Origin of the sequence: Anabaena sp. FACHB-1237 (genome assembly GCF_014696225.1) — a bacterium.
In the GTDB taxonomy this organism is placed as follows: domain Bacteria; phylum Cyanobacteriota; class Cyanobacteriia; order Cyanobacteriales; family Nostocaceae; genus FACHB-1237.
This window is the reverse complement of sequence record NZ_JACJPV010000009.1, coordinates 1-25110: the sequence shown is the minus strand read 5'-3', so window position 1 is coordinate 25110 and position 25110 is coordinate 1. Positions and strand designations below refer to the sequence as shown.

20 protein-coding genes are annotated in these 25110 nt (G+C 36.4%); 13 read left to right on the top strand and 7 right to left on the bottom strand.

Annotation, left to right across the window (positions count from 1 at the left end; genetic code table 11):
* Window positions 1-444: 444 nt before the first annotated feature.
* Window positions 445-1893 (top strand): F0F1 ATP synthase subunit beta, encoded by a 1449-nt coding sequence (gene atpD, locus H6F32_RS06570; protein WP_190368538.1) that lies wholly within the window; start codon window positions 445-447, stop codon window positions 1891-1893.
* A 94-nt stretch (window positions 1894-1987) separates the two neighbouring features.
* A complete protein-coding gene (gene atpC, locus H6F32_RS06565) occupies window positions 1988-2401 on the top strand; it encodes an ATP synthase F1 subunit epsilon (RefSeq protein ID WP_190368537.1) in 414 nt (137 codons plus the stop codon).
* A 158-nt stretch (window positions 2402-2559) separates the two neighbouring features.
* Here the strand turns inward: atpC and menB are convergent, their stop codons facing one another.
* Window positions 2560-3393: a 1,4-dihydroxy-2-naphthoyl-CoA synthase gene (gene menB, locus H6F32_RS06560; protein WP_190368536.1), complete on the bottom strand. Its 834-nt coding sequence runs from the start codon at window positions 3391-3393 to the stop codon at window positions 2560-2562.
* 88 nt (window positions 3394-3481) lie between these two features.
* Window positions 3482-3781, bottom strand: coding sequence for a hypothetical protein (locus H6F32_RS06555; RefSeq protein ID WP_190368535.1), 300 nt, complete (start codon window positions 3779-3781; stop codon window positions 3482-3484).
* 234 nt (window positions 3782-4015) lie between these two features.
* On the opposite strand from H6F32_RS06555, the gene H6F32_RS06550 reads away from it, so the two are divergent.
* On the top strand, window positions 4016-5035 hold the full coding sequence (locus H6F32_RS06550; protein WP_190368534.1) for an NAD(P)-dependent alcohol dehydrogenase: 1020 nt from the start codon (window positions 4016-4018) through the stop codon (window positions 5033-5035).
* Between the two features lie 141 nt (window positions 5036-5176).
* Here H6F32_RS06550 and menD read toward each other — a convergent pair whose 3' ends face one another.
* Window positions 5177-6892 carry a 2-succinyl-5-enolpyruvyl-6-hydroxy-3-cyclohexene-1-carboxylic-acid synthase gene (menD, locus tag H6F32_RS06545; RefSeq protein ID WP_199294499.1) on the bottom strand — a complete coding sequence of 572 codons (1716 nt, stop codon included), beginning with the start codon at window positions 6890-6892 and terminating at the stop codon, window positions 5177-5179.
* A 242-nt stretch (window positions 6893-7134) separates the two neighbouring features.
* Between menD and H6F32_RS06540 the strand changes: the two genes are divergently transcribed.
* Complete coding sequence (locus H6F32_RS06540) at window positions 7135-7677, top strand: SRPBCC family protein (RefSeq protein ID WP_190368532.1); 543 nt, start codon at window positions 7135-7137, stop codon at window positions 7675-7677.
* A gap of 34 nt (window positions 7678-7711) precedes the next feature.
* Here the strand turns inward: H6F32_RS06540 and wecB are convergent, their stop codons facing one another.
* On the bottom strand, window positions 7712-8821 hold the full coding sequence (wecB, locus tag H6F32_RS06535) for a non-hydrolyzing UDP-N-acetylglucosamine 2-epimerase (protein WP_190368531.1): 1110 nt from the start codon (window positions 8819-8821) through the stop codon (window positions 7712-7714).
* A gap of 290 nt (window positions 8822-9111) precedes the next feature.
* On the opposite strand from wecB, the gene H6F32_RS06530 reads away from it, so the two are divergent.
* From H6F32_RS06530 to H6F32_RS06495, 8 genes are all read left to right on the top strand, one after another.
* Window positions 9112-10539: a phosphoglucomutase/phosphomannomutase family protein gene (locus tag H6F32_RS06530; protein WP_190368530.1), complete on the top strand. Its 1428-nt coding sequence runs from the start codon at window positions 9112-9114 to the stop codon at window positions 10537-10539.
* Window positions 10540-10632: 93 nt separating this feature from the next.
* On the top strand, window positions 10633-10899 hold the full coding sequence (locus tag H6F32_RS06525) for a LapA family protein (RefSeq protein WP_190368529.1): 267 nt from the start codon (window positions 10633-10635) through the stop codon (window positions 10897-10899).
* Between the two features lie 420 nt (window positions 10900-11319).
* A complete protein-coding gene (gene psaC / locus H6F32_RS06520) occupies window positions 11320-11565 on the top strand; it encodes a photosystem I iron-sulfur center protein PsaC (protein ID WP_015080270.1) in 246 nt (81 codons plus the stop codon).
* 181 nt (window positions 11566-11746) lie between these two features.
* Complete coding sequence (locus H6F32_RS06515; protein ID WP_190368528.1) at window positions 11747-14152, top strand: endonuclease MutS2; 2406 nt, start codon at window positions 11747-11749, stop codon at window positions 14150-14152.
* A 114-nt stretch (window positions 14153-14266) separates the two neighbouring features.
* Window positions 14267-14863, top strand: coding sequence for a DUF3038 domain-containing protein (locus H6F32_RS06510; RefSeq protein ID WP_190368527.1), 597 nt, complete (start codon window positions 14267-14269; stop codon window positions 14861-14863).
* A 150-nt stretch (window positions 14864-15013) separates the two neighbouring features.
* The gene (locus H6F32_RS06505; protein WP_190368526.1) at window positions 15014-16687 is read left to right on the top strand and encodes a DUF4335 domain-containing protein; all 1674 of its coding nucleotides are present in this window, start codon (window positions 15014-15016) and stop codon (window positions 16685-16687) included.
* Between the two features lie 106 nt (window positions 16688-16793).
* Window positions 16794-18527, top strand: coding sequence for a bifunctional serine/threonine-protein kinase/formylglycine-generating enzyme family protein (locus H6F32_RS06500; protein ID WP_190368525.1), 1734 nt, complete (start codon window positions 16794-16796; stop codon window positions 18525-18527).
* A gap of 277 nt (window positions 18528-18804) precedes the next feature.
* Window positions 18805-19269, top strand: a complete 465-nt coding sequence (locus H6F32_RS06495; RefSeq protein WP_190368524.1) for a DUF29 domain-containing protein — start codon at window positions 18805-18807, stop codon at window positions 19267-19269.
* 783 nt (window positions 19270-20052) lie between these two features.
* Here H6F32_RS06495 and H6F32_RS06490 read toward each other — a convergent pair.
* Window positions 20053-21330 carry a pitrilysin family protein gene (locus H6F32_RS06490; RefSeq protein ID WP_190368523.1) on the bottom strand — a complete coding sequence of 426 codons (1278 nt, stop codon included), beginning with the start codon at window positions 21328-21330 and terminating at the stop codon, window positions 20053-20055.
* A 285-nt stretch (window positions 21331-21615) separates the two neighbouring features.
* Complete coding sequence (locus H6F32_RS06485) at window positions 21616-22038, bottom strand: DUF2358 domain-containing protein (protein ID WP_190368522.1); 423 nt, start codon at window positions 22036-22038, stop codon at window positions 21616-21618.
* A gap of 415 nt (window positions 22039-22453) precedes the next feature.
* Here H6F32_RS06485 and H6F32_RS06480 point away from each other — a divergent pair, with 415 nt between their 5' ends.
* Complete coding sequence (locus H6F32_RS06480; RefSeq protein WP_190368521.1) at window positions 22454-22912, top strand: pentapeptide repeat-containing protein; 459 nt, start codon at window positions 22454-22456, stop codon at window positions 22910-22912.
* A 335-nt stretch (window positions 22913-23247) separates the two neighbouring features.
* On the opposite strand, the gene H6F32_RS06475 is transcribed toward H6F32_RS06480, so the two are convergent.
* A complete protein-coding gene (locus H6F32_RS06475; RefSeq protein WP_190368520.1) occupies window positions 23248-24705 on the bottom strand; it encodes an efflux RND transporter periplasmic adaptor subunit in 1458 nt (485 codons plus the stop codon).
* Between the last annotated feature and the right edge of the window lie 405 nt (window positions 24706-25110).

Here is a 25110-nt window from a genome sequence, read left to right as displayed (position 1 = left end):
TTCGCTATCGCCACCTAAGATTTAGACTATGTTGTATCAAAACTATCCTCAGATGTATTCAAAAATCCGAAAAAACCCATTGTGACACCGGGCGTACTCAAAGTAGGATAGATGCAAGCAAGATGCTTGCACTACAGTAAATTTAGGTTTTTTAGTTATACAGTTTAGCTGTGGATCAGCTTATTAAAATTATGTTTTGCTAATATTTACTATACTTACATATAGTTACATTTAACTGTATCAATACCAGATATGGCATTTTGTATCTGATACCAAATATCCCTAACTTCTTGAAACAATAGGGGATCTACCGGGGATCTAGTTTTAAAATCAATTTAAGGCAAAATTGGGGTCGTTAAGTGCTAACCTAAAAGATGATATTCTTTGATCTCAGGTCTTAGATGACCTATTCTCACAAATAGCTTCAATCATTTTAGGCATAGCATGGTCACCACCGCAGAAAAAACCAACATAGGTTACATTACCCAAATCATCGGTCCGGTTGTAGACGTTAAATTCCCCGGCGGTAAATTACCCCAAATCTACAACGCTTTGACCATTCAAGGCACTAACGAGGCTGGACAATCTATCAACTTGACTGTTGAAGTACAGCAATTATTAGGCGATAACCAAGTCCGCGCTGTGGCTATGAGCAGCACTGACGGTTTAGTACGTGGCTTAGAAGTAGTTGATACTGGCGCACCTATTAGCGTTCCCGTAGGAAAGGCTACATTAGGACGTATTTTTAACGTTTTAGGCGAACCAGTAGATAATCAAGGTCCAGTAAATAACACCGAGACTTTACCTATTCACCGTGATGCCCCCAAATTAACAGATTTGGAAACCAAGCCTTCGGTATTTGAAACTGGTATTAAAGTTGTGGACTTGCTGACTCCCTACCGTCGTGGTGGTAAGATCGGTCTGTTCGGTGGTGCTGGTGTTGGTAAAACCGTTATTATGATGGAATTAATCAACAACATCGCTACTCAACACGGTGGCGTGTCTGTATTTGCGGGTGTAGGCGAACGCACACGGGAAGGTAATGACCTCTATAATGAAATGATTGAGTCTGGGGTTATTAATAAAGATAATCTCAATGAATCTAAAATTGCTCTGGTTTATGGGCAAATGAATGAACCACCCGGAGCAAGAATGCGGGTTGGTTTGTCTGGTTTAACCATGGCAGAATATTTCCGTGATGTCAACAAGCAAGACGTATTATTGTTTGTTGATAACATTTTCCGCTTTGTACAAGCTGGTTCTGAAGTATCCGCGCTTTTAGGTCGTATGCCTTCGGCGGTAGGATATCAGCCTACATTGGGTACTGATGTGGGTGCACTGCAAGAACGAATCACTTCCACAAATGTAGGTTCTATTACTTCTATTCAAGCTGTATATGTACCTGCTGACGACTTAACCGATCCTGCACCTGCTACCACCTTTGCTCACTTGGACGGTACAACAGTATTATCTCGTAGTTTGGCTGCTAAGGGTATTTACCCAGCGGTAGATCCTTTAGGTTCTACTTCTACTATGTTGCAACCTAACATTGTAGGTAAAGAACACTATGATACCGCTCGCGCTGTACAATCTACTTTACAACGTTACAAAGAGTTGCAAGATATTATTGCAATTCTCGGTTTAGACGAATTGTCAGAAGATGACCGTTTAACAGTAGCACGCGCTCGTAAAATTGAACGTTTCTTATCTCAGCCCTTCTTCGTAGCAGAAGTATTTACCGGTTCTCCTGGTAAGTATGTGAAGTTGGAAGATACTATTAAGGGTTTCCAAAAGATTCTTGCTGGTGAATTGGATGAGTTACCAGAACAAGCGTTCTACTTGGTAGGCGATATCAATGAAGCGATCGCTAAAGCTGAAAAGCTCAAAGGCTAATTAGGTAATGGGTAATGGGTAATAGGTGGTGGAATTTACTACCAATTACCAATTACCAATTACCAATCACCAACCATAAGTAGAATCTAAGAATATGACCCTCACTGTTCGTGTAATTTCCCCTGATAAAACTGTTTGGGATGCCCAAGCTGAAGAAGTAATTCTCCCTAGCACTACTGGCCAGTTGGGTATCTTAACCGGACACGCTCCTTTGTTATCTGCTTTAGATACAGGCGTAATGCGTGTTCGCGCTACTAAAAATTCTAGTTGGCAGGCGATCGCTCTTTTAGGTGGTTTTGCTGAAGTTGAAAACAACGAAGTAACCATTCTTGTTAATGGTGCAGAAACTGGCGACAAAATCAATTTAGAAGAAGCTCGCGCTGCTTACAATGAGGCTCAAACTCATTTAAGTCAAGTTCCCCCAGGTGAACGTCAAGCCCAAATTCAAGCTACACAAGTCTTTAAACGCGCTCGCGCTCGTTTTCAAGCTGCTGGTGGTTTGATCTAAAACCTGATCATGTTGCATGGTGGTTGTATCCATCATGCAAACTTTTTTAGGATTCTTCTGCTTTCATAAATGTTTACCTGCTACATAAAAACTAGACAAAACTAGATAACTAAGAATTTAGTTGACTGTCAATCCAGTAAACTTTACCTATCATCTATTTATGGCAACCAAGGGAACTCTCTAAAGTTGGGAGGACGTTTTTCCAAAAATGCTTGTTTTCCTTCTGCTCCCTCTTCTGTCATGTAATATAAGAGTGTAGCATTACCCGCAAGTTCTTGTAATCCTGCTTGTCCATCACAATCAGCATTAAAAGCCGCTTTTAAACATCTAATGGCGATCGGACTCTTTTCTAATATCTCCTGCGCCCATTTTATACCTTCATTTTCTAAGTCTGCCACAGGCACAACACAATTAACTAAACCCATTTCTAAGGCTTGAGTAGCATCATATTGACGGCATAAAAACCAGATTTCTCGCGCTTTTTTTTGCCCCACTATTCGCGCTAAATAACTTGCACCAAACCCTCCATCAAAACTACCTACTTTTGGTCCCGTTTGTCCAAAAATGGCGTTATCCGCAGCTATGGTTAAATCACAAATGAGGTGTAAAACATGACCACCACCAATAGCATATCCCGCAACTAAAGCAATGACTACTTTTGGCATGGAACGTATAAGACGTTGTAAATCAAGTACATTTAATCGCGGTATTCCTAAATCATCAACATATCCTGCTTCACCACGTACACTTTGATCGCCACCTGAACAAAAGGCATATTTACCATCTGTATGTGGTCCTGCACCTGTAAATAAAACTACACCAATGCTAGTATCTTCCTTAGCATCCCAAAATGCCTCGTATAATTCAAATACAGTTTTAGGACGGAATGCGTTACGTTTGTGGGGACGGTTAATGGTAATTTTAGCGATACCATCGCTTTTTTGGTAGATGATATCTTCGTAGGTTTTAACGGTTTTCCAGTCGGTTTGCATACTATTCTCAGGTAGGATTGAGAAATATTTTAATATAGCAGGGAATAGGAGTACTCTAGATCCCCAACTTCTTCAAGAAGTGGAGGATCTAAATCTGTACATATTTGCTATATATAACTACAGATTTTCCTGTCCTTGGTATCAAAACACCATTAAAATAACTTTTTTTGGAATTATCTATGCTATTAATTTTTTGATTACTGTATTTATTACCTCCAGTTATTGTTTGTTTTTTAGCGTTATTTATGATTTCAGAAATATCACTGATACCAAAATATGGACTATGGTAAAATTGACAATAACCTCCTACTAAATTCTCTGCCTGATCTGAATTGATATCTTCCAAAAATAACCTAATATCGTTGTTACAATTGATTATTTTAGTCATTGTTTTTAGCAAGGATAATCTTGATATACTAAATTTGGCAGAGTCTTTTGATAATTTTCATCTATCTATGAGATTATCATTTATGATATCAATTTATCATTTACTTATAAAATCGAAAATTAACATAAATTAATATTAAAAAATGTAAAATTATTTGCCCATAGTTATTTATTCAGATGTACGCTATACTCAACAGCTTTGAAACCATAAATACAACAAACAAATAAAACAAATATGGTACAAACAAAATTTCAGGCATACGCATCTTTAAAACCAGGAGAAAAACTCCAACAATGGGAATATGAACCCACTCCTTTAGGTCCCCATGATATTGAAATTCAAGTCACTCATAATGGCCTATGTCACACAGATATTCACATGAGAGATAATGATTGGAATGTGAGTAAATTTCCTCTGGTAGCTGGCCATGAAGTAGTAGGAAAAATTACCCAAATTGGCAATGATGTCAATTATTTTAACATAGGCGATCGCGTCGGAGTTGGTTGGATTCGTAACTCTTGTCGTCGTTGTTCTGCTTGTTTAAGAGGAGAAGAAAATGTCTGTCGGCAAGGTTATACTGGTTTAATTGTAGGCAATCATGGTGGATTTGCCAATAAACTGCGAACTACGGCTGATTTTGCCTATAAAATCCCTGATAACCTAGATTCTGCTAGTGCTGCTCCCTTATTGTGTGCTGGTATTACAGTGTATACTCCTCTCCGTACCTATATCAAAAATCCAGGGATGAAAGTGGGAGTTATCGGTATAGGGGGTTTAGGACATTTAGCCATCAAATTTGCTCGCGCTATGGGTGCAGAAGTAACCGCATTTTCCACATCTGTGAGTAAAGAAGCAGAAGCTAAATCTTTTGGAGCGCACCATTTTTATAATTGGAATGATGCAGAAAAAATGCAGCAAATTAGCGGAAGTCAAGACTTAATTTTAAGTGCAGGTTCTTCCGAAATAGACTGGGATAAAGCGTTTAAATTATTAGCAAATAATGGAGTTTTTTGTTTAGTAGGCCTTCCTGTATCTACTTTAAATATACCCCTACTTTCGTTAGTATTTGGGCAAAAATCTGTTGTTGGTAGTGTGGTAGGAGGACGCAGATTTATGAATGAAATGTTAGAATTTGCAGCCATAAATCAAATTATGCCAATGGTGGAAACTATGCCTTTATCTCACATTAATGCAGCAATGGATAAGGTAGCAAATAATCAAGCTCGTTATCGTATTGTGTTAGTTTCAGAATAACCTATTTCATCAATTTAGACATAATCTAATCCTTGTTTTTTCAGGCTAAAATTCTTTGTTCTGTATTCTGTTTCCTGACTCCTAGGGGTTTAGCAATGCTAAACCCCTACACTAAATAGGATGGCAAATTTTAGAAAATAGTTAGAAAATACTCATCTTTCCTAAAGTTTCTTGTCTCCATTGTGCGTCTTTTTTTCTATTAGTTTTAACTTCTAAAACTCTAATTCCTGTTTCTGGTAATATTTGTAATTTCTCCTTTAACTGTCCCCAAGAAGTAATTAATTCATATTCCACAGAATAGGTAGCACATAATTGGCAAAAATCTATATTTTGTGGAGTAGCAAAATATTCTTCAAATGGAGGATCAAATTTCGATATTGGTAACATTTCAAAAATGCCACCTCCATTATTATTGACTAAGACAATTGTTAAATGTCCGATAAATTTATTTCTGATCAAAAAGCCATTTGTATCATGTAATAAAGCTAAATCTCCTGTTAACATTACACTACTTTTGTGATGATGTGCTATTCCCAATGCAGTGGAAATTGTGCCATCAATGCCATTTGCACCCCGGTTAAAGTAAGGTTTAATTTTTGCATTATTTGGTTTCCAGAAATATTCCACATCCCGCACTGGCATACTATTATTAATAAATAAAGGAGTTTCTTGTGGTAATATTTGGGATATTAACCAAGGAATTTTACTCTCTATTATCTCCTCTATATTTTCTAAGTATTTATCAATGTTATTTCTGGTAATATTTTCTATTTTCTGCCATGTTTCTAAATATTCCATGTTCTGCTTATTTGTATCCATCGTTAAATCAAAATCAATAAATATATTTTCTATTGCTGTTCTAAGATGAGTAGTTTTACTATGTAAAGAATCGAGATTATCTGCTGTATTGTCAATGACAAATTTTCGACATTTGATATTACTCAACCAACTCCGTAATTCCTTACTAGTAGGCATTGCACCAACTTGAATTACTATTTTTGGTGTTAATATTTTACTGAATTTATTATTTCTTAAAATACTATTATATGTAGAAATTAAATGAGGGTTAATATCTTGATAATTCCTAATGGGAGAAAGTCCTTCTGCTAAAATTGGGAAATTTAAAGTTTTTGATAAATTAGCGATCGCTTGACAGTATTTTTCCGGGTTTTCTGGTTGTGCTACCCCCGCAATAATAATACCTTTTTCATAGTTATAAATAGGTAAACAATAACGGGTAATTGGTAATGGTTTATTACCAATTTCTGCAAAAAAATCTTCCACATCTAAAGTAAAATCTGTACCGTCAAAAATTGGAGTCAGAGGATCACGAAATGGTATATTTAAGTGAACACATCCCTTTTCAGGAAATTGGCAACGTTCCCAAGCATGAATTATAGTTTGTCTGAGATAAGCTAACATTTCCATATCTAAAGAAGGAGTTGCTAACTCAACTTGCCAATTGGGAAAATTACCATATAATCTTAATTGATCTATGGTCTGTCCTGAATGACACTCCCTTAATTCTGGAGGTCTATCAGTAGTTAAAATTAATAACGGTACATGACTTTCTTTTGCTTCAATAACTGCTGGATAAAAATTTGCTCCTGCTGTTCCCGAAGTACACAGTAATACAACAGGCTTACCACTTGCTTTAGCCCGTCCTAATGCAAAAAAAGCAGCCGAACGTTCATCTAAAATAGAAATGGCTTCTATATTAGGTACTTGTTGTACAAAAGAGACAGTCAACGGAGTAGATCGAGAACCAGGACAAATAACAGCACATTCTAACCCTAAACGCTTTAATGTTTCAGTTAATACGTAAGACCAAAGTTGATTCAGATTATTAAACTTCATGATCACCTAGTAGATTACCTAATAGTTCTATTACCTTATTTATCAGAATAGAGTGATATAAACAAAGTTAGTGACAAATTTTTGGTAAATTATTAGTAAATTTGTTGTCAGAATTGGATAAATTAAACGGTAATTAAAATTTAGGTCAGTTAAAATTGATCAGATCATCCTATTTACATTTTCATCCCCATAGAGGATGAATAAGTTAAACAGTAACCAAAATCCTTATATCTGCACTATATATGTCTAGTACAAATTTTAAGACTAAAGACCTACTGTGGAATCAAGATCAACAAAAACTACTGATGCAAGGTGAAATTTTAGTAGAAACCAGATCCTACCATCATTGGGGTGGTGCTGTCACTGCGTGGATGTACGTACCTTTGCTGCGTACCCAAGTATGGCAACAAATTACAGACTACCCTCGCTGGGTAAGTTATTTTCCTGACATCACCAAAAGCGAAATTATCACCAAAGGAGAGGTAAAACGTCTGTATCAAGCAGCACAAAAAGCCTTTTTCTTTTTTACAGCACAAGTAGAAATATATCTGAATGTAGTAGAAATCATTGGCCAAAAAGTCCAATTTCGCATGGAAAAAGGCACATTTGACGATTTTCACGCTGATTTAGAGTTAAAAGACATGGGTAATGGTACTCTTATTGCTTATACTGTGGAAGCAACCCCAAATATTCCCATTCCCTCAATTTTTATTGAACAAGCCATGAATTTGGAACTCCCCGCAAATATGCGGCAAATGCGCCAAGTTATTTGTAACAATAAATAATCAGCAATAGGAAATTACAGGTAATATATCTATCTTACAATAGTAAATATTTTATCACAATCTCCAAGATCCGTTTTGCCGCTTGGCCATCTCCAAAGGGGTTAATGGCGTTGGCCATTTGATCATAAATATCTGTACTACTTAGTAACTCACTTGCTGCTGTAAGTATATTATCTGTATTTGTACCAATGAGTTTAGCTGTACCTGCGGTTACTGCTTCTGGCCTTTCAGTGGTATCTCTCAGCACTAATACGGGTTTACCGAGACTAGGCGCTTCTTCTTGTAATCCGCCAGAGTCTGTTAAAATTAAATACGATTTATCAATTGCACTTACTAATTCTTTATAATCTAGGGGTTCTGTTAAAAAGATGCGGGGGTGATTACCTAATATTTGTTTTAATGGTTCTCTAACTGTAGGATTACGATGTAATGGCAATAATAAACCCACGTCAGGGAATTTATCCAGAATTTGTAGAAAACCCTGGGCGATATTTTGTAGTGGTTTTCCCCAATTTTCCCGACGGTGTACTGTGGCTAATATCATGCGATAATCTAACCAATTTAATCCTTTAATATCACATTCTGGCTGATTTTTAGCAACATTTAATAAAGCATCAATGACGGTATTTCCTGTTAAATAAATTTCGCCTAATACGCCAGCATTTTTGAGATTTTGTACAGCTAAGGTAGTGGGAGCAAAATGTAATTGTGTAATTTGCGAAATTAATCTTCTATTTGCTTCTTCTGGAAAGGGATTATAGATATTATCAGTTCTTAAACCAGCTTCCACATGGCCTACAGGAATTTTTTGATAAAATGCTGCTAAAGCAGCAGCAAAAGCGGTGGTTGTATCGCCTTGAACAATCACAAAATCTAACTTTTGGGATTGAAATAATGTTTCTAAACCCTCTAAACTACGACAGGTAATATCATTTAAAGATTGTTGCTTTTGCATGATCTCTAAATTATGATTTGCTTGAATATTAAACAAGTTCATAACTTGTTCTACCATTTCTCGATGTTGTCCTGTTAGAATTACTTGTACATCTAATTCTGGGCAAGTTTTAAAAACCTGAATTACGGGAGCTAATTTAATGGCTTCTGGGCGTGTTCCTAATATAATACCAATACGTTTTTTGGTCATAGTGTTGTTAATTGATTTTTACTTTTTAGCTATCAGCTTTCAGCTTAGAATAAAAACTGACTTCCTCTACGGGTTTAGCTGTGCTCATTGGTGTAAACTTAACGTCAAACCCATAGCCAGACTGGGAATGATAGCACAGCCTGGCATAAGCCATATTTCTGTGTGTCTAATAGCAAAAGTCATAAGCAAGATGACTAAAATAACTAGAAAATTTTTTAAATTATATAGCAGATAAATTACCCTAGATGGTATTTAATATAATCATCAATTATCTACGGGAGAGTGGCAAAATGAGTAACTCCAGTAATTCCAGTCAGATAAAGTTCGGCACTGATGGATGGAGAGGTATTATTGCCGATGATTTTACTTTCCCGAATGTGCGGAAAGTTACTAGGGCAATAGCTTGTTATTTACAAACAGCTTATAGTAAAGACAGACCTGTTTTAATCGCTTACGATACAAGATTTTTAGCTGAGAAGTTCGCTAGAGCATCTGCTGATGTTTTAGCAGATTTAGGATGGAATGTACAAATCACTGATAGAGATTGTCCTACTCCTGTAATTGCTTATAATGCCCGTCTTCTAAATTCGGCTGGGGCGTTAATGTTCACTGCTAGTCATAACCCTGCGCCTTATTGCGGTATTAAGTATATTCCTGATTATGCAGGTCCAGCTACTCCAGAAATTACTGATACTATTGTGGCCAATATAGAAACTGCTACGGATGAGTTACCTAGTAGTAACCCATCAGGCACAATTTCTACCTTTGACCCTAAGCCAGAATATCTGAGTTTTATCTACAGTTTGTTAGATGTGGAAAAAATTAAGAGCGCTAAGTTAAAGGTAAAATATGATGCCCTTTATTCTACCTCTCGCGGTTATTTAGATGAGGTTTTAGAGCATTGTGGCACAAATTTACAAAGTTTCCACACTTGGCGGGATGTGCTTTTTGGTGGTGGTATGCCTGAACCAAAAGGCGAACAACTGGTAGAATTGGTGGAAGCTGTGAAAGCAGATCAGGCTGATTTAGGTTTGGCTACGGATGGTGATAGCGATCGCTTTGGTATTGTAGATGAACAGGGTAATGTCTTAACTCCTAATACTGTACTTTTGGTTTTGGCTAGACATTTAATCAAAAACAAAGGTAAAAGCGGAGCAATTGTGCGTACTGTAGCCACTACCCACTTATTAGATAATTTTGCCGCTAAGTATAATTTGCCACTATACGAAACCGCAGTGGGTTTTAAGTATATTGGGGAAAAAATGCGGGAAACTGCTGTACTTATTGGTGGTGAAGAGTCGGGGGGTTTGAGTGTTATTGGACATATCCCAGAAAAAGATGGAATTTTAGCAGATATGTTGGTGGCTGAAGCTATTGCTTATGAAGGTAAACCTTTAAGTGTATTAGTAAAAGAAGCTATAGCTGAAGCTGATGGACCACTATATAACAAGCGTTTGGATTTACATTTAACAGAATCTCATAAAGATGCTGTAATTAATACTTATACTCAAAAGCCCCCGTCAGAATTGGCAGGAATTGGGGTGAAAGAGGTAGGTAGAAAGGACGGTATCAAACTCTATTTAGAAGAGGGTAGTTGGGTATTATTGCGCCCTTCTGGTACAGAACCTTTGGTAAGGGTGTACATGGAAACTAACTCTCAGGAAAAACTAGCTCAGATAGCTGCGACAATGGAAGCGGAAATTGCTAAGTTAGCGTAGAGGGGTGTAAGGAGCACAGGGTGCAGGGCAAAAATTCTGACTCCTGACTCCTGACTCCTGACTCCTGACTCCTGGATATTCTCACATAAAATTATGAAAATTCTCCTGAATTTATTGATATCTCTGATTTTAGCTGGTTGGATGTTGGCGATCGCGGTTATTTCTGTACAGAATGCCACACCAGTATCTTTGCATTTTTTAGCTTTTCAATCCATACAAATTCCTATGGGTTTAGTATTAGCTTTATGTGTGTCTCTAGGTTTAATAATAGTGCCTATTCTACAGCCTCTTTGGACTTTAGCAGCATCTTCTCGCGTTGATGAAGAGGCAGAGTTTTTTGTTGATGATCAAGATTTTTAACAGTTACTATTGTAACGATAAATAGCATCACACAGCACAGAATAAGCTAAATTACTACGATTCACAAATTGACTAACAACAAACAGATCCATAAGCAGCCTCAAGTAAAAATACTTGTTTTTTGATTCTTTTTGATTCTTGAGATATACTATAGTTAATTAAGAGTTACATATCTTTACAAAATTAGATAATTTCGGGGAAAAATTTTGCGTAAGCACAAACAGGAGAAAAGAGCATAGAACGCTGATAAATAGGCAATTTGGGGTAATCTCATCAGGTTAAGTGATCTCAAGTATTTATTAAATTGTTTAAAGTTATGTAGCCTTTTACTTACAGCTTATCAATGACTGCGGTAAACTATGCCTTGATTATGATTTTTTGCCTTCGCAGAGAAGAACACTTGAAAGGAGCAGTTTTTCAATGTCTCATACCGTAAAAATCTACGATACCTGTATCGGCTGCACACAATGCGTTCGCGCTTGTCCTACTGATGTATTGGAAATGGTGCCTTGGGATGGCTGTAAAGCTGCTCAAGTTGCTGCTTCCCCCCGTACAGAAGACTGTGTAGGTTGCAAACGTTGCGAAACTGCTTGCCCCACCGACTTTTTGAGCATCCGCGTTTATCTAGGTGCTGAAACAACTCGGAGCATGGGTCTAGCTTACTAAGAATTTTAATATTCTTACAAGTCAATTGCTGAAGACTAAAATAAGATTAATCGTCTTGTTTTAGTCTTCTTTTAGTTTTCAGGAGTCAGGAGTCACTCAGTCAAAAGAATATTGTACCAATCACCCATCATCATCCTTTACGCTACAATTGTAACGATAATTTTATATTTACTGCCAAACCTTGATTCAATCTGACACTTTAGAACTCTTAGAATGGCATCGTCTATGCCAACATCTTTCTACCTTTGCCTCTACTAAGCTGGGTTGTATCCTCTCGCGTAAATTACCTATTCCCCAAACTCAAGCAGAAAGTGAACAGCTATTAGCTCAAACAAAGGAAATTTATCAGCTAGAAAGCCGCTTATATCCCGGTTTATCCTTTGAAGGTATTCAAGATATTGGTGATTCCTTAGAAAGAGCAGCTTTACAAGGTATTTTATCAGGTGGCGAATTATTAGCGATCGCCACCACTGTTTCTGGTACAAGAAATTTACGCCGCATCATTGACAGTCAACCAGATTTACCTGTATTAACAAATTTAGTTACAGAATTACGCACTTATCCTGAATTAGAACAGGAAATACACCATTGTATTGATGATAGAGAACAAGTTACAGATCGTGCCAGTCAGAAATTAGGCGAAATTCGGGAGGACTTGCGAAAAATACGCGCACAAATTCACCAAAAACTGCAAAATATTATTCATGCTAAATCAAACGCTTTACAGGAACAATTAATTACTCAAAGAAGCGATCGCTATGTACTCCCTGTAAAAGCACCTCAAAAAGATGCCATAGCTGGAATAGTTCATGATACATCATCTAGCGGCGCAACACTTTATATTGAACCTAATAGCATTGTGCCATTAGGCAATCAATTACGACAAACTATTAAAAGAGAACAAGTAGAAGAAGAAGCAATACGTCGAGCTTTAACAGAAAAAGTAGCAGCCGTTAAACCAGACTTAGAAAAATTACTAGCCATTGTTACAGCTATAGACTTGGCCACCAGTAAATCTCGATACAGTCTATGGTTACAAGCTAACCCGCCACGCTTTATCCAAAGACAGGATCAGGAAATGATCACCCTACGGCAATTACGCCATCCCTTGTTAGTCTGGCAACAGCAACATGAACAAGGACATACCGTAGTACCTGTAGATTTACTCATACATCCAAAATTACGAGTAGTAGTCATTACCGGACCAAACACAGGCGGAAAAACAGTCACCTTAAAAACTTTGGGACTAGCTGCATTAATGGCAAAAGTAGGTTTATTTATTCCTGCCCGTGAACCTGTGGAAATCCCTTGGTTTGATCAAGTATTGGCAGATATTGGTGATGAACAATCCTTAGAACAAAGTTTATCCACATTTTCAGGTCACGTGCGCCGCATTAGTCGCATTTTAGACGCATTAACATCAAAAATAACAGAGTCAGGAAATGTAGAACCCAGTCCATCTTTAGTATTATTAGATGAAGTGGGAGCAGGAACAGATCCAGCAGAAGGAAGTTCATTAGCGATCGCTCTACTACAATACTTAGCAAATCATAACCAACTAACTATCGCCTCCACTCACTTTGGTGAACTTAAAGCCCTAAAATATCAAGACCCTCGTTTTGAGAACGCCTCCGTAGAATTTAACGAAAATACCCTTTCACCTACCTATCGGCTATTATGGGGTATTCCTGGACGTTCTAACGCCCTCAGCATTGCTTTAAGGTTGGGATTAAAACCCGAAGTTATAGCTGCTGCAAAAATGCAAATAGGCGAAACAACGGACGAAGTAAATCAAATCATTGCGGGATTAGAAGATCAACGTCGCAGTCAAGAAACCAAAGCAGCACAGGCACAAGAACTACTCAAACAAGCGGAGAAACTGTATCAACAAGTATCAGCTAAAGCCAACGCCTTAGAAGCCAGAGAGAGAGAATTAAAGATATCCCAAGAAATAGCGGTACAGAAAGCCATAACCGAAGCCAAAGGGGAAATAGCCCAAGTAATTCGCCAACTACAAAGAGGACAACAAACAGCCCAGGAAGCGCGTAAAGCCACCATAGCCCTAGAACAAATCACCGAAAAATATCAACCTCCAGCACCGCCCAAACCCAAATCAGGATTCATACCAAAACAAGGAGAGAGGATTCGTATACCCAAACTAGGACAGACAGCAGAAGTTATCAACGTTTCTGATCACAACGGAGACTTAACAGTGCGGTTTGGAATCATGAAAATGACAGTCAACCTAGAAGATATAGAATCATTAGATGGACAAAAACCCGAACCCATTAGCAAACCCAAACCAACACCCACACCCCTGGCCGTAGTAGCCCCAGCCCCAGCCCCAGCCATTCGTACATCTAAAAATACTATAGATTTACGCGGAAAAAGAGTTGGAGATGCAGAATATATCTTAGATAAAGCCATTTCCGAAGCTACAGGACCACTTTGGATTATTCATGGCCATGGCACTGGTAAACTCAAACAGGGAGTTCACAGTTTTTTAGAACAACATCCCAGAGTGAGTAGTCATGAACCAGCAGCACAAAACGATGGTGGTACTGGGGTAACAATTGCTTATATTTAAGCGGAGGGAGTAGGGAATAGGGAGAAAATTGTTTATTCTGACTCCTAACTCCTAACTCGATGACTCCTGTTACCAAAAATGTAACCACAAGATATTTCTGCCAATTTTTCAACTATGGTAAAAGTTATGTATTCCACCACTAGTTCCACTACCAGTAAATCTCAGTGGGATGATTTGCACCAAATCCCAAGTCCTCCTGCATTACAATGGGATAATATCAAAACACAGTTAGACCTACTTCTATTAGCTTTGGAAACCATTGCTGGTATTAGCTCAGATGCGATGATTTCTGCCGCAGTACATCTTAACTTAGATTCTAAAGTACCAGATCGCATAGCATTATGGCGGTTACGTCAATCTAACCCTATCCGTAAAAGTCAGGGAGGTAGAAAAAAGTTAGATGTGGAAGAAGCACAGGCATTAGTTTTGATTATTTGTTATCTGAGTAAGCAAAATCAGGAATTAATTCGTCGTGCAGTTGGTTCATTAGAAAAGATTACAGCTAATAAACAAAAACCTCATCAGGTCAGTTTATTGGGAGACTACATTGATGCTTTTTGCAATACCTACCAAGAACGTATGGAAGAAGAAGAAACTATTACTATGGATTTATTAACTAACTTAGCTTTAAAAATGTTAGTAAATTTACTCTTTTATAGTTCTAATGTTGGACATCGCCGTTTGTGGTTAGCATTAATAGATAAGTCCTAAAAATAATTCTCAATGCTACACATTGACTTTAACATTCTAGTTTAAAATTGCCTAATATTTTTTAGTTATTGATTATTTGAGATTTGCGGTTTTAGTCATCAACAAAAATCCAAAACCTATCCACTCACATTCTCCTTGTAAATTATTCTTATGTCCTCATCAAATTCCGTCATTAGACGTTATACACCTCCTACTTGTACCCTAGAAATTTGGGCCGAAGGTTCTCCTTTATCCCATTTAATGAAGAAAACAGTCCTGAATAATCTCCATTTTAGATTGCAATTTGACGATCCCCAATTACCAGAAGAGCGTAAAATTTGTATACGTGGTGATAAAGAACAATTAGAAATTCTATGTACTGTAATTACTAATTACGTCCAGCAAATTTTACAACAATCTGCGGAAGATTTTGGCAATACTTTATCTAACACTGAACCTACTAGTATTTCATCTGAACCAGACATTGAATCAGAAACCAAAGATGTTGTTGCACCAGGTTTTTATTCGCCAAATATTTCGTCTTTTAACACAAAAACTCCTGAAAACAGTCCTGAAAATCGAATTTATGTAGAACCAGGAGAAAATTTAACTCATCAATTGTTTTTAGGTCCTCTAGCAAATCAAACATCTGGTTTATCCATTGATTTAACATTACTACAATTATTTGATTTAGCCAGCGCTTTAGATGAATATTCATCGGATGTGATTACATTACCAACTCTTAACCATCAAAATTCCCGACGCAGTTTACCTACTTGGGCACCCATAGCTGCTGTGTTAGTTGTAGGAATTGGTTTAGTCCCTTTTACTTGGCAATATGCTAAAAATTTACAAGCAAATCAACAAGTAGCTAAAACTACTCCTAAAAATGCAGAAATACCTTTAACAAATTCACCACAACTCGATCCTAGTCTTTCTCAATATTCACCAAATCCCATTTTACCTAATAGTGTTAACCCATCTATTTTACCTACTAATGCACCTATTCCACCTATAGCAGTCTTACCACAAACAGGAGTCAATACATCCCCTAATTTACCTGGGAATAATTTACCTCCTAATACATCTACAACTAATAATGCCCCAGGGAAAAATTTACCTGGCAATAATAATGGCAATATACCTATTAATCCTCAATATCCATTAAGTACAACTATGCCTAATTCTCAACCACAGTCCACTATACCTTTGAGTCGTCAAAATACCACTTTATCTAGTAGTCTCAAAACCAAGAAAATTCCATCTTCTAATAATAAAAATTCTCCTAATTTTTCTACTTTACCTGGTTCTGTTGTTACTGTTCCTAATAGAAATTTCAGCACCTCTAATTTTAGCAAACTTCCTAATCCCATACCATCTTTTTCTCCCGGTATTTTACCCCAGGGAGATGTGGCAATAAATAATATTAATACATCTAATATACCTGTGGCTGAAAGTTCTCCAGGAGTGGAAAAAGCTGATAGTCAAAAAGCCTTAGTTGCCAAGTTAAGAGAAGCAAACAAAACCTCTGCTAATAGTGCCAATGTTAATAATAATCAGACATTATTTGATACACCACAAATAGCAGAAGCTAGAGAATTTTTACAGAAACGTTGGCAACCACCTGCTAATTTTTCTCAAACTTTGGAATATAGTTTAATCTTGGGTGTTGATGGTAAAATTGAGAGGATTTTACCCTTAAATCAGCCTGCTAGAGAATATATTGATAAAACTGGCATTCCTGAAATTGGCCAACCTTTTGTTTCTACTAATAAGTCAGGACAAAGTGTAAAACTGCGTGTAGTTTTAAGTGCTGATGGTAAAGTACAAACTTTCCCAGAATAGTAGTTTTAGATACCGGACTTCTTAAAGAAGTCCGGTATCTGTGAGTTATAATTCTTATAGTAGTATAGTATAATTATCCCTACATAAGATATACTTAGCTACTACCATGAGTCAATGTATTAACCCTAACTGCATTTACCCAAATCCTCCAGGTACTAAATTTTGTCAAAGTTGTGGAAATAAAATACTTCTGGACGATCGCTATCTTCCCATAAAATTCCTCGGTGAAGGAGGTTTTGGCAGAACTTTTCAAGCAATAGATGAAAAAAGATTCAATACTCCCTGTGTCATTAAACAGTTTTTACCTCAACAAGCAGGAAGTACAGCATTACAAAAAGCTACGGAATTATTTCAACAAGAAGGTAAAAGACTACAAGAACTAGGAAAACATTCCCAAATACCCGACTTATTCGCATTCTTTCCCCAGGATGGGAGACTATATTTAGTGCAAGAATTTATTGATGGTCAAAATTTACTGCAAGAATTAGAAACTCAAGGTAAATTAAAGGAAGCGCAAATTAGAAATATCTTAATAGAATTATTGCCAGTTTTGCAATTTATTCATGATAACAAAGTCATTCATCGAGATATCAAACCAGAAAATATTATTAGAAGCACCAATGGTACATTATTCTTAATTGATTTTGGCGTTTCTAAAGAAACCAGTGGCAGTATTTTAACAAAACTTGGAACTATTACCGGAACTCCTGGATATGCACCACCAGAACAGTTTCGTGGTATGGTTTATCCTAATAGTGATCTTTATAGTTTAGCTGTTACTTGCATCAGATTATTAACGGGACATTTTCCACAAAATGATGGTTCAGATCCTTTGTTTGATACTAGCAGAATGCAGTGGACATGGCAAAAATATGTTTCTTTAAGTCAGGAATTAACCAACATATTGGTAAAAATGTTACAGGATACTCCTGTAAACCGTTATCAATCTGCTAAGGATATTGTAAATGTTCTCGCAGCAGCAGAAAATCAGAAAAATGTGGTTATTTCTACTACCCAAACTCCACAAAAACCCGTTTATAATAATACTTTAAAACAAACATTCCAGTCAAACACAAATACAAATATCCCTCCTACATCATCATTTATACAAGATTTAGGAAATGGGGTATTTTTAGAAATGATAGCCATTCCTGGGGGAACTTTTATGATGGGTTCACCAAATAATGAAGCAGAAAGAAGTTCTGATGAAAGTCCACAGCATCAAGTGACTGTTCCTAGTTTCTTTATGGGTAAATATCCTTTGACACAGGCACAATATCAAGCTATTATAGGGAGTAACCCATCTTACTTTAAAGGCAATAACCGCCCTGTGGAAAATGTGAGTTGGGATGATGCTGTAGCATTTTGTCAAAAGTTAAGCCAGAAAACAGGTAAAAACTATCAGTTGCCCAGTGAAGCACAATGGGAGTATGCTTGTAGAGCAGGTACAACTACACCATTTTATTTTGGGGAAACTATTACCACTGATTTGGTAAACTATGATGGTAATTATCCATATCGTTCAGCACCAAAAGGTGAGTATCGCCAACAAACCACTGATGTAGGTTCTTTTCCCCCTAATGCTTTTGGTTTATACGATATGCACGGTAATGTATGGGAATGGTGTGCTGATGACTGGCATAAAAATTATATAAACGCGCCTGTAGATGGTAGAGCTTGGAATAGTGGAAGCAATTATAAGCTAATGCGATGTGGTTCTCAGATCACCCCCGCTGGGGATTGTCGCTCTGCCAATCGTGCTGGGAATTTGCACGATAATCGTAGCAAGAACATCGGTTTTCGTGTCCGTGTAACGCACCTGAAAATTACAAACTCATAATATAGCATTTTCACCAGATCACAGGTTTAGGAAGAATGTCAAGTAGTCAGATATGGCTAACGCCACGCTACGCGAACAGGATACCCTAACGAATTTTCGTCATTGTAGCCATTCCCCTTGACAAACGTATTCCGAAAAAGTACAATACCGGAGGTAAAGTTGTGGAACTAGTATATAAAAAATGCTCTTGTGAGACTCACAGATAAGAAAAATAGACAGATAATTTATAGTAATTGATGTTAAAATTAGAGAGTATGTTATCTTAGGAATTTAAGATATGACTACAAAAATACTGCCACTTATACAACATAGTCTTTATGAAGAAGACTATTATTTATGGATAGAAACAACACTGAAACAATTACAAAACCAAGATAGTGAAAATTTAGATTGGCAACATTTAACAGAAGAGATAGAAGCCTTGGGAATTGAACAAAGACGAAAAGTAGAAAGTTATCTTAAACAGTTATTGATTCATCTTTTACTTTATTGCTATTGGGAAAGTGAAAAAGAATTTTGTCAACGTGGTTGGAAAAATGAGATTGCTAATTTTCGAGATGAATTAGAATTTTCATTTCGATCTAAAACACTGTATAACTATTTTTTGGAATGTTTAGATTCAGTTTATATTAAAGCTAGAAAACAAGCAATTCAAAAAACAGGTTTACCTAGTGAAACTTTTCCTGAAAAATGTCCGTTTACTCCTGAAGATATCCTTAATAGTGATTATTTTCCTGAGTAAATTATCCAGAATTATCAAATAAGTAGTCATGCAAAATAAATTTTATATTTGACAGAGGGAACAGAGAACAGGAAATACTAAGCTAATGTGCAGCACTCACTGTATAATTAAAAACCCTGAAGTTACAGTAGCACAAGCATCTTGCTTGTATTAATTATTCAAGTTAAAGGCACAACAGCTTATCATAATTGATTCTTTCTATTGATTCATGACTCCTAAACTAACAAAAATTACATCACGGTTTCTGTCTTTGTTTATCTGGTGTAACTTCTATTTTTGATGGTAAATTGCTATATTTTCATTTCTTAATAATTCTTAATTATTCTTAATATTCCCCAAAATTTATTGAGAATCAGATTCAATAAATTAACGAAATTTGGTCATTTCAGCCATTCCCCTTGACAAACGTATTCCCAAAAAGTACAATACCGGAGGTAAAGTTGTGGAACTAGTATATAAAAAATTCTCTCTGAGACTCTGCGCCTCTGCGTAAGATACCCAAAAATCTTAATAATTATTAACAAATTCCAAAAATTATCGAAAATTATTAAGAAAAATATTCAATAAATCAACGAAATTTGGTCATTTCAGCCATTAGGCTTGACAAAGGTTTTCCAAATGGTACAATGCTAATGGTAGAATCTGGAGCATACTATAGGTTGTTATCAGATATTAGCTAATATTGTGTCTATCTCCTTTCGTGTCAAGACGCAAAAATTAACATAATTCAAAACCTAAATCAAATACGTTTAAGCGTCAAAAACTAGAATAATTATCAATTATCTAACTAGGTTTGACAATCACAATACCATAGGCTTGGGGGGATAAATATTTTTGTGCTGCGGTTAATAAATCCATAGCAGTTTGTGATTGAATATGTTCTGGATAATTAAAAGCAGGTTGTAAATCACCCACAAGAGATTGATAATAACCATACAAACTTGCGCGATCGCTAGGAGTTTCATTTCCAAAGATAAAGCGGTTAGCCACACGACGACGCACACGGTCAATTTCCGAAGTTTTCACCAATTCTGATTGTAGCTTAGTTAGGTGTTGGGCGATCGCTTGTTCTACAGCCTGTAAATTTTCCACATCACACTTAGCAGAAATAGAAAATACACCTTGTAAAAGATGGTTCATATTGCTTACAGACACAGAAGAAACTAATTCTCGTTCTTCTCGCAAATCATGTACTAACCTAGAAATGCGGCCATGGCCTAAAATACCAGCTATCACATCTAAAGCATAGGTATCATCTAGTTCCCTTAAACCAGGAACACGCCATAGCATAATTAACCGTGCTTGTTGTAAACTAGGATCAGTAAATTCCCGACGGACAATATCAGAAAAAGCAGGTTCAGGGTTTATTTGTAAAGGATAACTATTAATATTTGCAGGTTGATAATTATCATTAAAACCCTGTTGAATAATATTTATTAACTCATCCACAGGTAAATTACCCACAGCCACCGCAGTTATAGAAGATGGCCGATACCAAGTATCATGGAAATGGCGCATTTGCTCAGGAGTGACTTGAGAAATTACATCTTCAGGACCAAGTACCGGACGACGATAGGGTAAAATATCAAAAGCCATTTCCATCGTGTGACGGTAAATGCGTCTTCTGGGGTTATCTTCAGAACGTCTAATTTCTTCTAAAACCACTAATCTTTCCTTTTCAAAAGCCTCATCAGGAATAGTAGGATGACAAACCACATCTATTTGTAAAGGTGCCAATTGGGCAAAATCTTTAGGAGCAGTGGTAATATAGAAATGAGTGTAGTCTTGACTAGTAGCGGCATTAGTTACAGCACCTCGTTCTTCAATGCGACGTTCAAACTCACCAATAGCTAAACGTGGTGTACCCTTAAAAACGATATGTTCCAAAAAATGTGCCATACCATTAATATTATCTGATTCTTGAGCAGAACCAGTATTCACCCATATATTGAGATTAACAACATCAATAGGCATTTGTTCCGCAATAATAGTTAAACCATTAGGCAGATAATGTACTGTAGGAAAATGTAAACGTGGTCCTTGTAAAAGAGATGATGTCATAGGTAATTGGTGATTGGTGATTGGGTAAAATACAGCAGTTTCCATTATGATCAGGTACAGATATTAATGATAAAACCCTTGTAACACAGGCATCTTGCTGTGTTCATAGTGTACCTCATGTAGATGGAATGTGCTGTATAATTCTGGACAGATATATTTTTCTCAGTTATAAGCTGTAATAGTCAAAGAAATTGCTACCAATAGTCTAATTGTATCATTGTATAGTAAATAACCATAAATATCCATTATTTATGTCTAAATAGCAGTAAATCTTAACATAAACAATTAACCCTGTTGCCAAAACTGTGATAAAATTTCCCCTGGCCTTTTGTCCCAAGTATCAATATGCTCATAAATTAAACAATCCGTATTTAATTTATAAGTCGAATAACCATTAAACAACAACTTAGCACGCCAAGGAACACGCAAAACACCCCTAACCGTCCATCTGGCGATAATTGTATTAAGATCCGTTGCATAAACATCATGTAAGTCAAAAGCAATATTAGTAAAAAACAACCCTCCATGAAAACGTAAAGTCCAAAAGATGATCCGGTAATTTAACTTACCTTTAAACTTATTCACAGGATCAGCAAAATAGATATCATGAGTATAAATACTATAGGAAATATCCTGATTAAATAAAGTTGGCAAGTCTTGTTTTAAGGTAAAAATCACAGATTCTAGTTGTAATTGACGATTTATCATAAACTACTGCTTGTTTAATTTGGATCAAGGATGCAAGCAAGATGCTTACACTACTTTAATTTTATGATGGTATTGACTAAATAGACATCTTGTGGTAGAAATTGGACGTTCCATAAAACGTCCCTACAAGGGTTGTAAGTCACATATATAAGTCACATATATTTAATTTTCACAAGATGTTGAATGTTGAGCTATGAGTAATTATTTCTTTAATGGGTAATATAATTAAGATCATATTTTATGCTCCTGACTTAGTAACCAATAAATACTTAACACTTTTTAACTTTTCTAGCAACAAATCTTGAGAAAAAAGTAACAAAAAACTTGTGATTTATGTCAACACCATAAGTCAGATTAGTGAGATAATAAAGTTGTGAGGAAAAGAACGGATACTCCATTAGAGAGGGGAAACAATATGAAACTCCAACTAGTAGCGGCCATAGCATTAATCACTCCCCTGTTTCTAGCTAACACAGTACAAGCTGGAAACCAAAAAGACCTAGAAAAACTTTTGAACACCAGAGAATGTGTACAGTGTAACCTATCAGGAATGAACCTCAGTGGTGAACATTTAATTGGTGCTGACTTGAGAGGCGCAAATCTCCAAGGTGCTAACTTACAAGATGCTAACTTAGAAGGTGCAGACTTGACCGGTGCAAATCTACAAAATGCTAATCTCACATCAGCATTTCTTACCAATGTCAATTTTAAACAAGCTAATTTAAACGGGGTAAATCTTAGCCGCGCTACAATAAACGATTCTAACGTATATCAAGCATTAATGAACAATATGACCATTACTGATGCCCAAATATATCATACAGGTATTGGTATTGGTGGAGAAGACGCAGTTCTCATTCCTGACTGGAAGTAAGGTTATTAGCTTTCAGCTTTCAGCTAGGTTTGTCTTAAACAAAATAGACTGAACTTAGCTGCATTGCTGAACTCAGGTATGAAATTGAGAAATTCAAAATAGGACTTACACAAGTGTCACACTAAAAAATCTGTTGTTGGGTGCGTCAGATATCAACAATTTGGTTATTTACATGATTTATACCCCAATTCAACAACGCCAACTTAGCAAACTATGAACCTCCCCCTTTTGCGTGGTTATGATGGAGTAGATAAGCAAGAACTATCTCTATCGCATAAGCTAGACAAGTCGAAGATAAACTCACCGCAAATAGACATAGTTAATGAAATTACTTACTAATCTGATTTACCTCGCTTCTTGTCAGGAAGTTCCAAAAATACCTTTTCCCCAGCTTTTAAGCCTTCTAAAACTTGAATTTGACTATCAATATTTGCCCCAATAGTTATCGGACGAAATTCCGCCTTATTGTCTGCATTTGCTACCCAAACCCCTGTTTTTCCTGCTTTAGTAACAATCACCTCTTGTGGTATTAATAAGGCATTATTAATAGTATCACCAATGAAAATTACCTCACTCACATTCATTCCAGATTTTAATTTATCTTTATTACTTTCTAAAGATACTCGCACTTGAAAAGATGCGACATTCTGCTCTACAACTGCTTCAGGAGCAATTAATCTCACGTATCCATTAAACACTTCATCAGGATAAGCGTCAACAATAATTTCTACTTTTTGCCCTTGTTTAATATGTGATATATCTACTTCAGGAACATTGACTAAAACCTCTAAACCTCTGGCTAAAGCTACAATAGAAGTTGAAGTGGCTGAAGCATTACTAGAAGCGGAAATTGCTGGACTTACGTATCCTCCTAATGTGGCATATCTTTGAGTAATAATTCCATCAAAAGGAGCGCGAATAATGGTGTCTTCTAACTTTACTTGCTGCTGTTTTAATTGTGCTACTGCTGCTGCTACATTGGCTTTTAATCTAGCAATTTCTTCTGCACGAGTGCCATTTTTTAGTTTTCTCAATGCTTGTTTTTCTTGCATTACTACTGCTTCTTGTTTTTTAATATCTTCATTTCTATTACCACTTGTTGCTAAGGATAATCTTTTTTCTGCTTCTAATAAATTGGCTTTCGCTCTCCTATTTTCAGTGATATATTCTTCTAAACTATCGCTAGAAATAGCTCCTTCTTTTGCTAAATTTTGATATCTTTGTAATCTTGATGTTGTTAATTCTAAAGTTGCTTTTGCGGCCTCTACTTGAGCGCGTGCTTGATCAATTTCTTGGGTACGGTTTCCATTACGAATTATCTCTAATTGCGCTTGGGCTTGGGTTACACGGGCTTGGGCTTGGGCTATTTCTTCAGGACGAGAACCTGCTAAACTTTCTGCTAATAGTGCTTTAGCTTGATCTAAGTTAGCTTGATATTCAATTATTCGCATTTTTATTTCTGAATTATCCATTCTTCCTATTATTTGCCCTTTTTTGATATTTTGTCCCTGTTCTACATTTAATTCTGCTAGTAAACCTGCAGTTTTAGGACTAATATTTACACTTTGTACGGGTTGAATTTTCCCACTAGCGGAGATTCTCACAGTGATATTTTTTGCTTTTACGGGAACGGTTAATTTACTAATATCTATGGGTTTTTTTCCCTGTTCCATGATTTTTAATGTGCTGGTTGTACCAACAATTAAAACACCACTAGCTATTAAACCCATTAACCATCTCAACGGATATTTGATTTTTTGACGAATTACCGGAATGTAAATGTATAAGGTCATCTTTTTATGTCTTCCTAAAACTGATAATTTACAATATTATAAAATAACCACTCAGTAATAACATTCCAGCAATGGATGATTATACCTGATGTTTCAGATTGCTAGTGATATTGACGACAATGTATAACTATCTTAATAATTATCTTAACAAATATTATCATTTTTGCAATGGTCGGCGCACCATCAAGTGAATTTTTGCCATATCTTTGAGCTACGTTCTGTACTTCACAAAGTAGCATAATTAAACTACATTGATCATTATCAGATTATCAAATACCTAGGACTTACGCATTGACAGAATAAAAAAATAGTGCATTGATAAATAAGGGTCGTCTAGTAATCGGTATGGGAGAATGAGAGAAATTACTAAACTCTCGACAGCACAATGCAACATAGACATCTACA

What these genes read in the sequence shown, in the direction of transcription:
- H6F32_RS06495 (WP_190368524.1), top strand. Translation starts at nt 18,805, where the DNA reads ATGACTACAAAAATACTGCCACTTATACAACATAGTCTTTATGAAGAA.
- H6F32_RS06480 (WP_190368521.1), top strand. Translation starts at nt 22,454, where the DNA reads ATGAAACTCCAACTAGTAGCGGCCATAGCATTAATCACTCCCCTGTTT.
- H6F32_RS06505 (WP_190368526.1), top strand. Translation starts at nt 15,014, where the DNA reads ATGTCCTCATCAAATTCCGTCATTAGACGTTATACACCTCCTACTTGT.
- atpC (WP_190368537.1), top strand. Translation starts at nt 1,988, where the DNA reads ATGACCCTCACTGTTCGTGTAATTTCCCCTGATAAAACTGTTTGGGAT.
- H6F32_RS06490 (WP_190368523.1), bottom strand. Translation starts at nt 21,330, where the DNA reads ATGACATCATCTCTTTTACAAGGACCACGTTTACATTTTCCTACAGTA.
- H6F32_RS06540 (WP_190368532.1), top strand. Translation starts at nt 7,135, where the DNA reads ATGTCTAGTACAAATTTTAAGACTAAAGACCTACTGTGGAATCAAGAT.
- wecB (WP_190368531.1), bottom strand. Translation starts at nt 8,821, where the DNA reads ATGACCAAAAAACGTATTGGTATTATATTAGGAACACGCCCAGAAGCC.
- atpD (WP_190368538.1), top strand. Translation starts at nt 445, where the DNA reads ATGGTCACCACCGCAGAAAAAACCAACATAGGTTACATTACCCAAATC.
- H6F32_RS06530 (WP_190368530.1), top strand. Translation starts at nt 9,112, where the DNA reads ATGAGTAACTCCAGTAATTCCAGTCAGATAAAGTTCGGCACTGATGGA.
- H6F32_RS06550 (WP_190368534.1), top strand. Translation starts at nt 4,016, where the DNA reads ATGGTACAAACAAAATTTCAGGCATACGCATCTTTAAAACCAGGAGAA.
- menB (WP_190368536.1), bottom strand. Translation starts at nt 3,393, where the DNA reads ATGCAAACCGACTGGAAAACCGTTAAAACCTACGAAGATATCATCTAC.
- H6F32_RS06485 (WP_190368522.1), bottom strand. Translation starts at nt 22,038, where the DNA reads ATGATAAATCGTCAATTACAACTAGAATCTGTGATTTTTACCTTAAAA.
- H6F32_RS06510 (WP_190368527.1), top strand. Translation starts at nt 14,267, where the DNA reads ATGGTAAAAGTTATGTATTCCACCACTAGTTCCACTACCAGTAAATCT.
- menD (WP_199294499.1), bottom strand. Translation starts at nt 6,892, where the DNA reads ATGAAGTTTAATAATCTGAATCAACTTTGGTCTTACGTATTAACTGAA.
- H6F32_RS06500 (WP_190368525.1), top strand. Translation starts at nt 16,794, where the DNA reads ATGAGTCAATGTATTAACCCTAACTGCATTTACCCAAATCCTCCAGGT.
- H6F32_RS06525 (WP_190368529.1), top strand. Translation starts at nt 10,633, where the DNA reads ATGAAAATTCTCCTGAATTTATTGATATCTCTGATTTTAGCTGGTTGG.
- psaC (WP_015080270.1), top strand. Translation starts at nt 11,320, where the DNA reads ATGTCTCATACCGTAAAAATCTACGATACCTGTATCGGCTGCACACAA.
- H6F32_RS06475 (WP_190368520.1), bottom strand. Translation starts at nt 24,705, where the DNA reads ATGACCTTATACATTTACATTCCGGTAATTCGTCAAAAAATCAAATAT.
- H6F32_RS06555 (WP_190368535.1), bottom strand. Translation starts at nt 3,781, where the DNA reads ATGACTAAAATAATCAATTGTAACAACGATATTAGGTTATTTTTGGAA.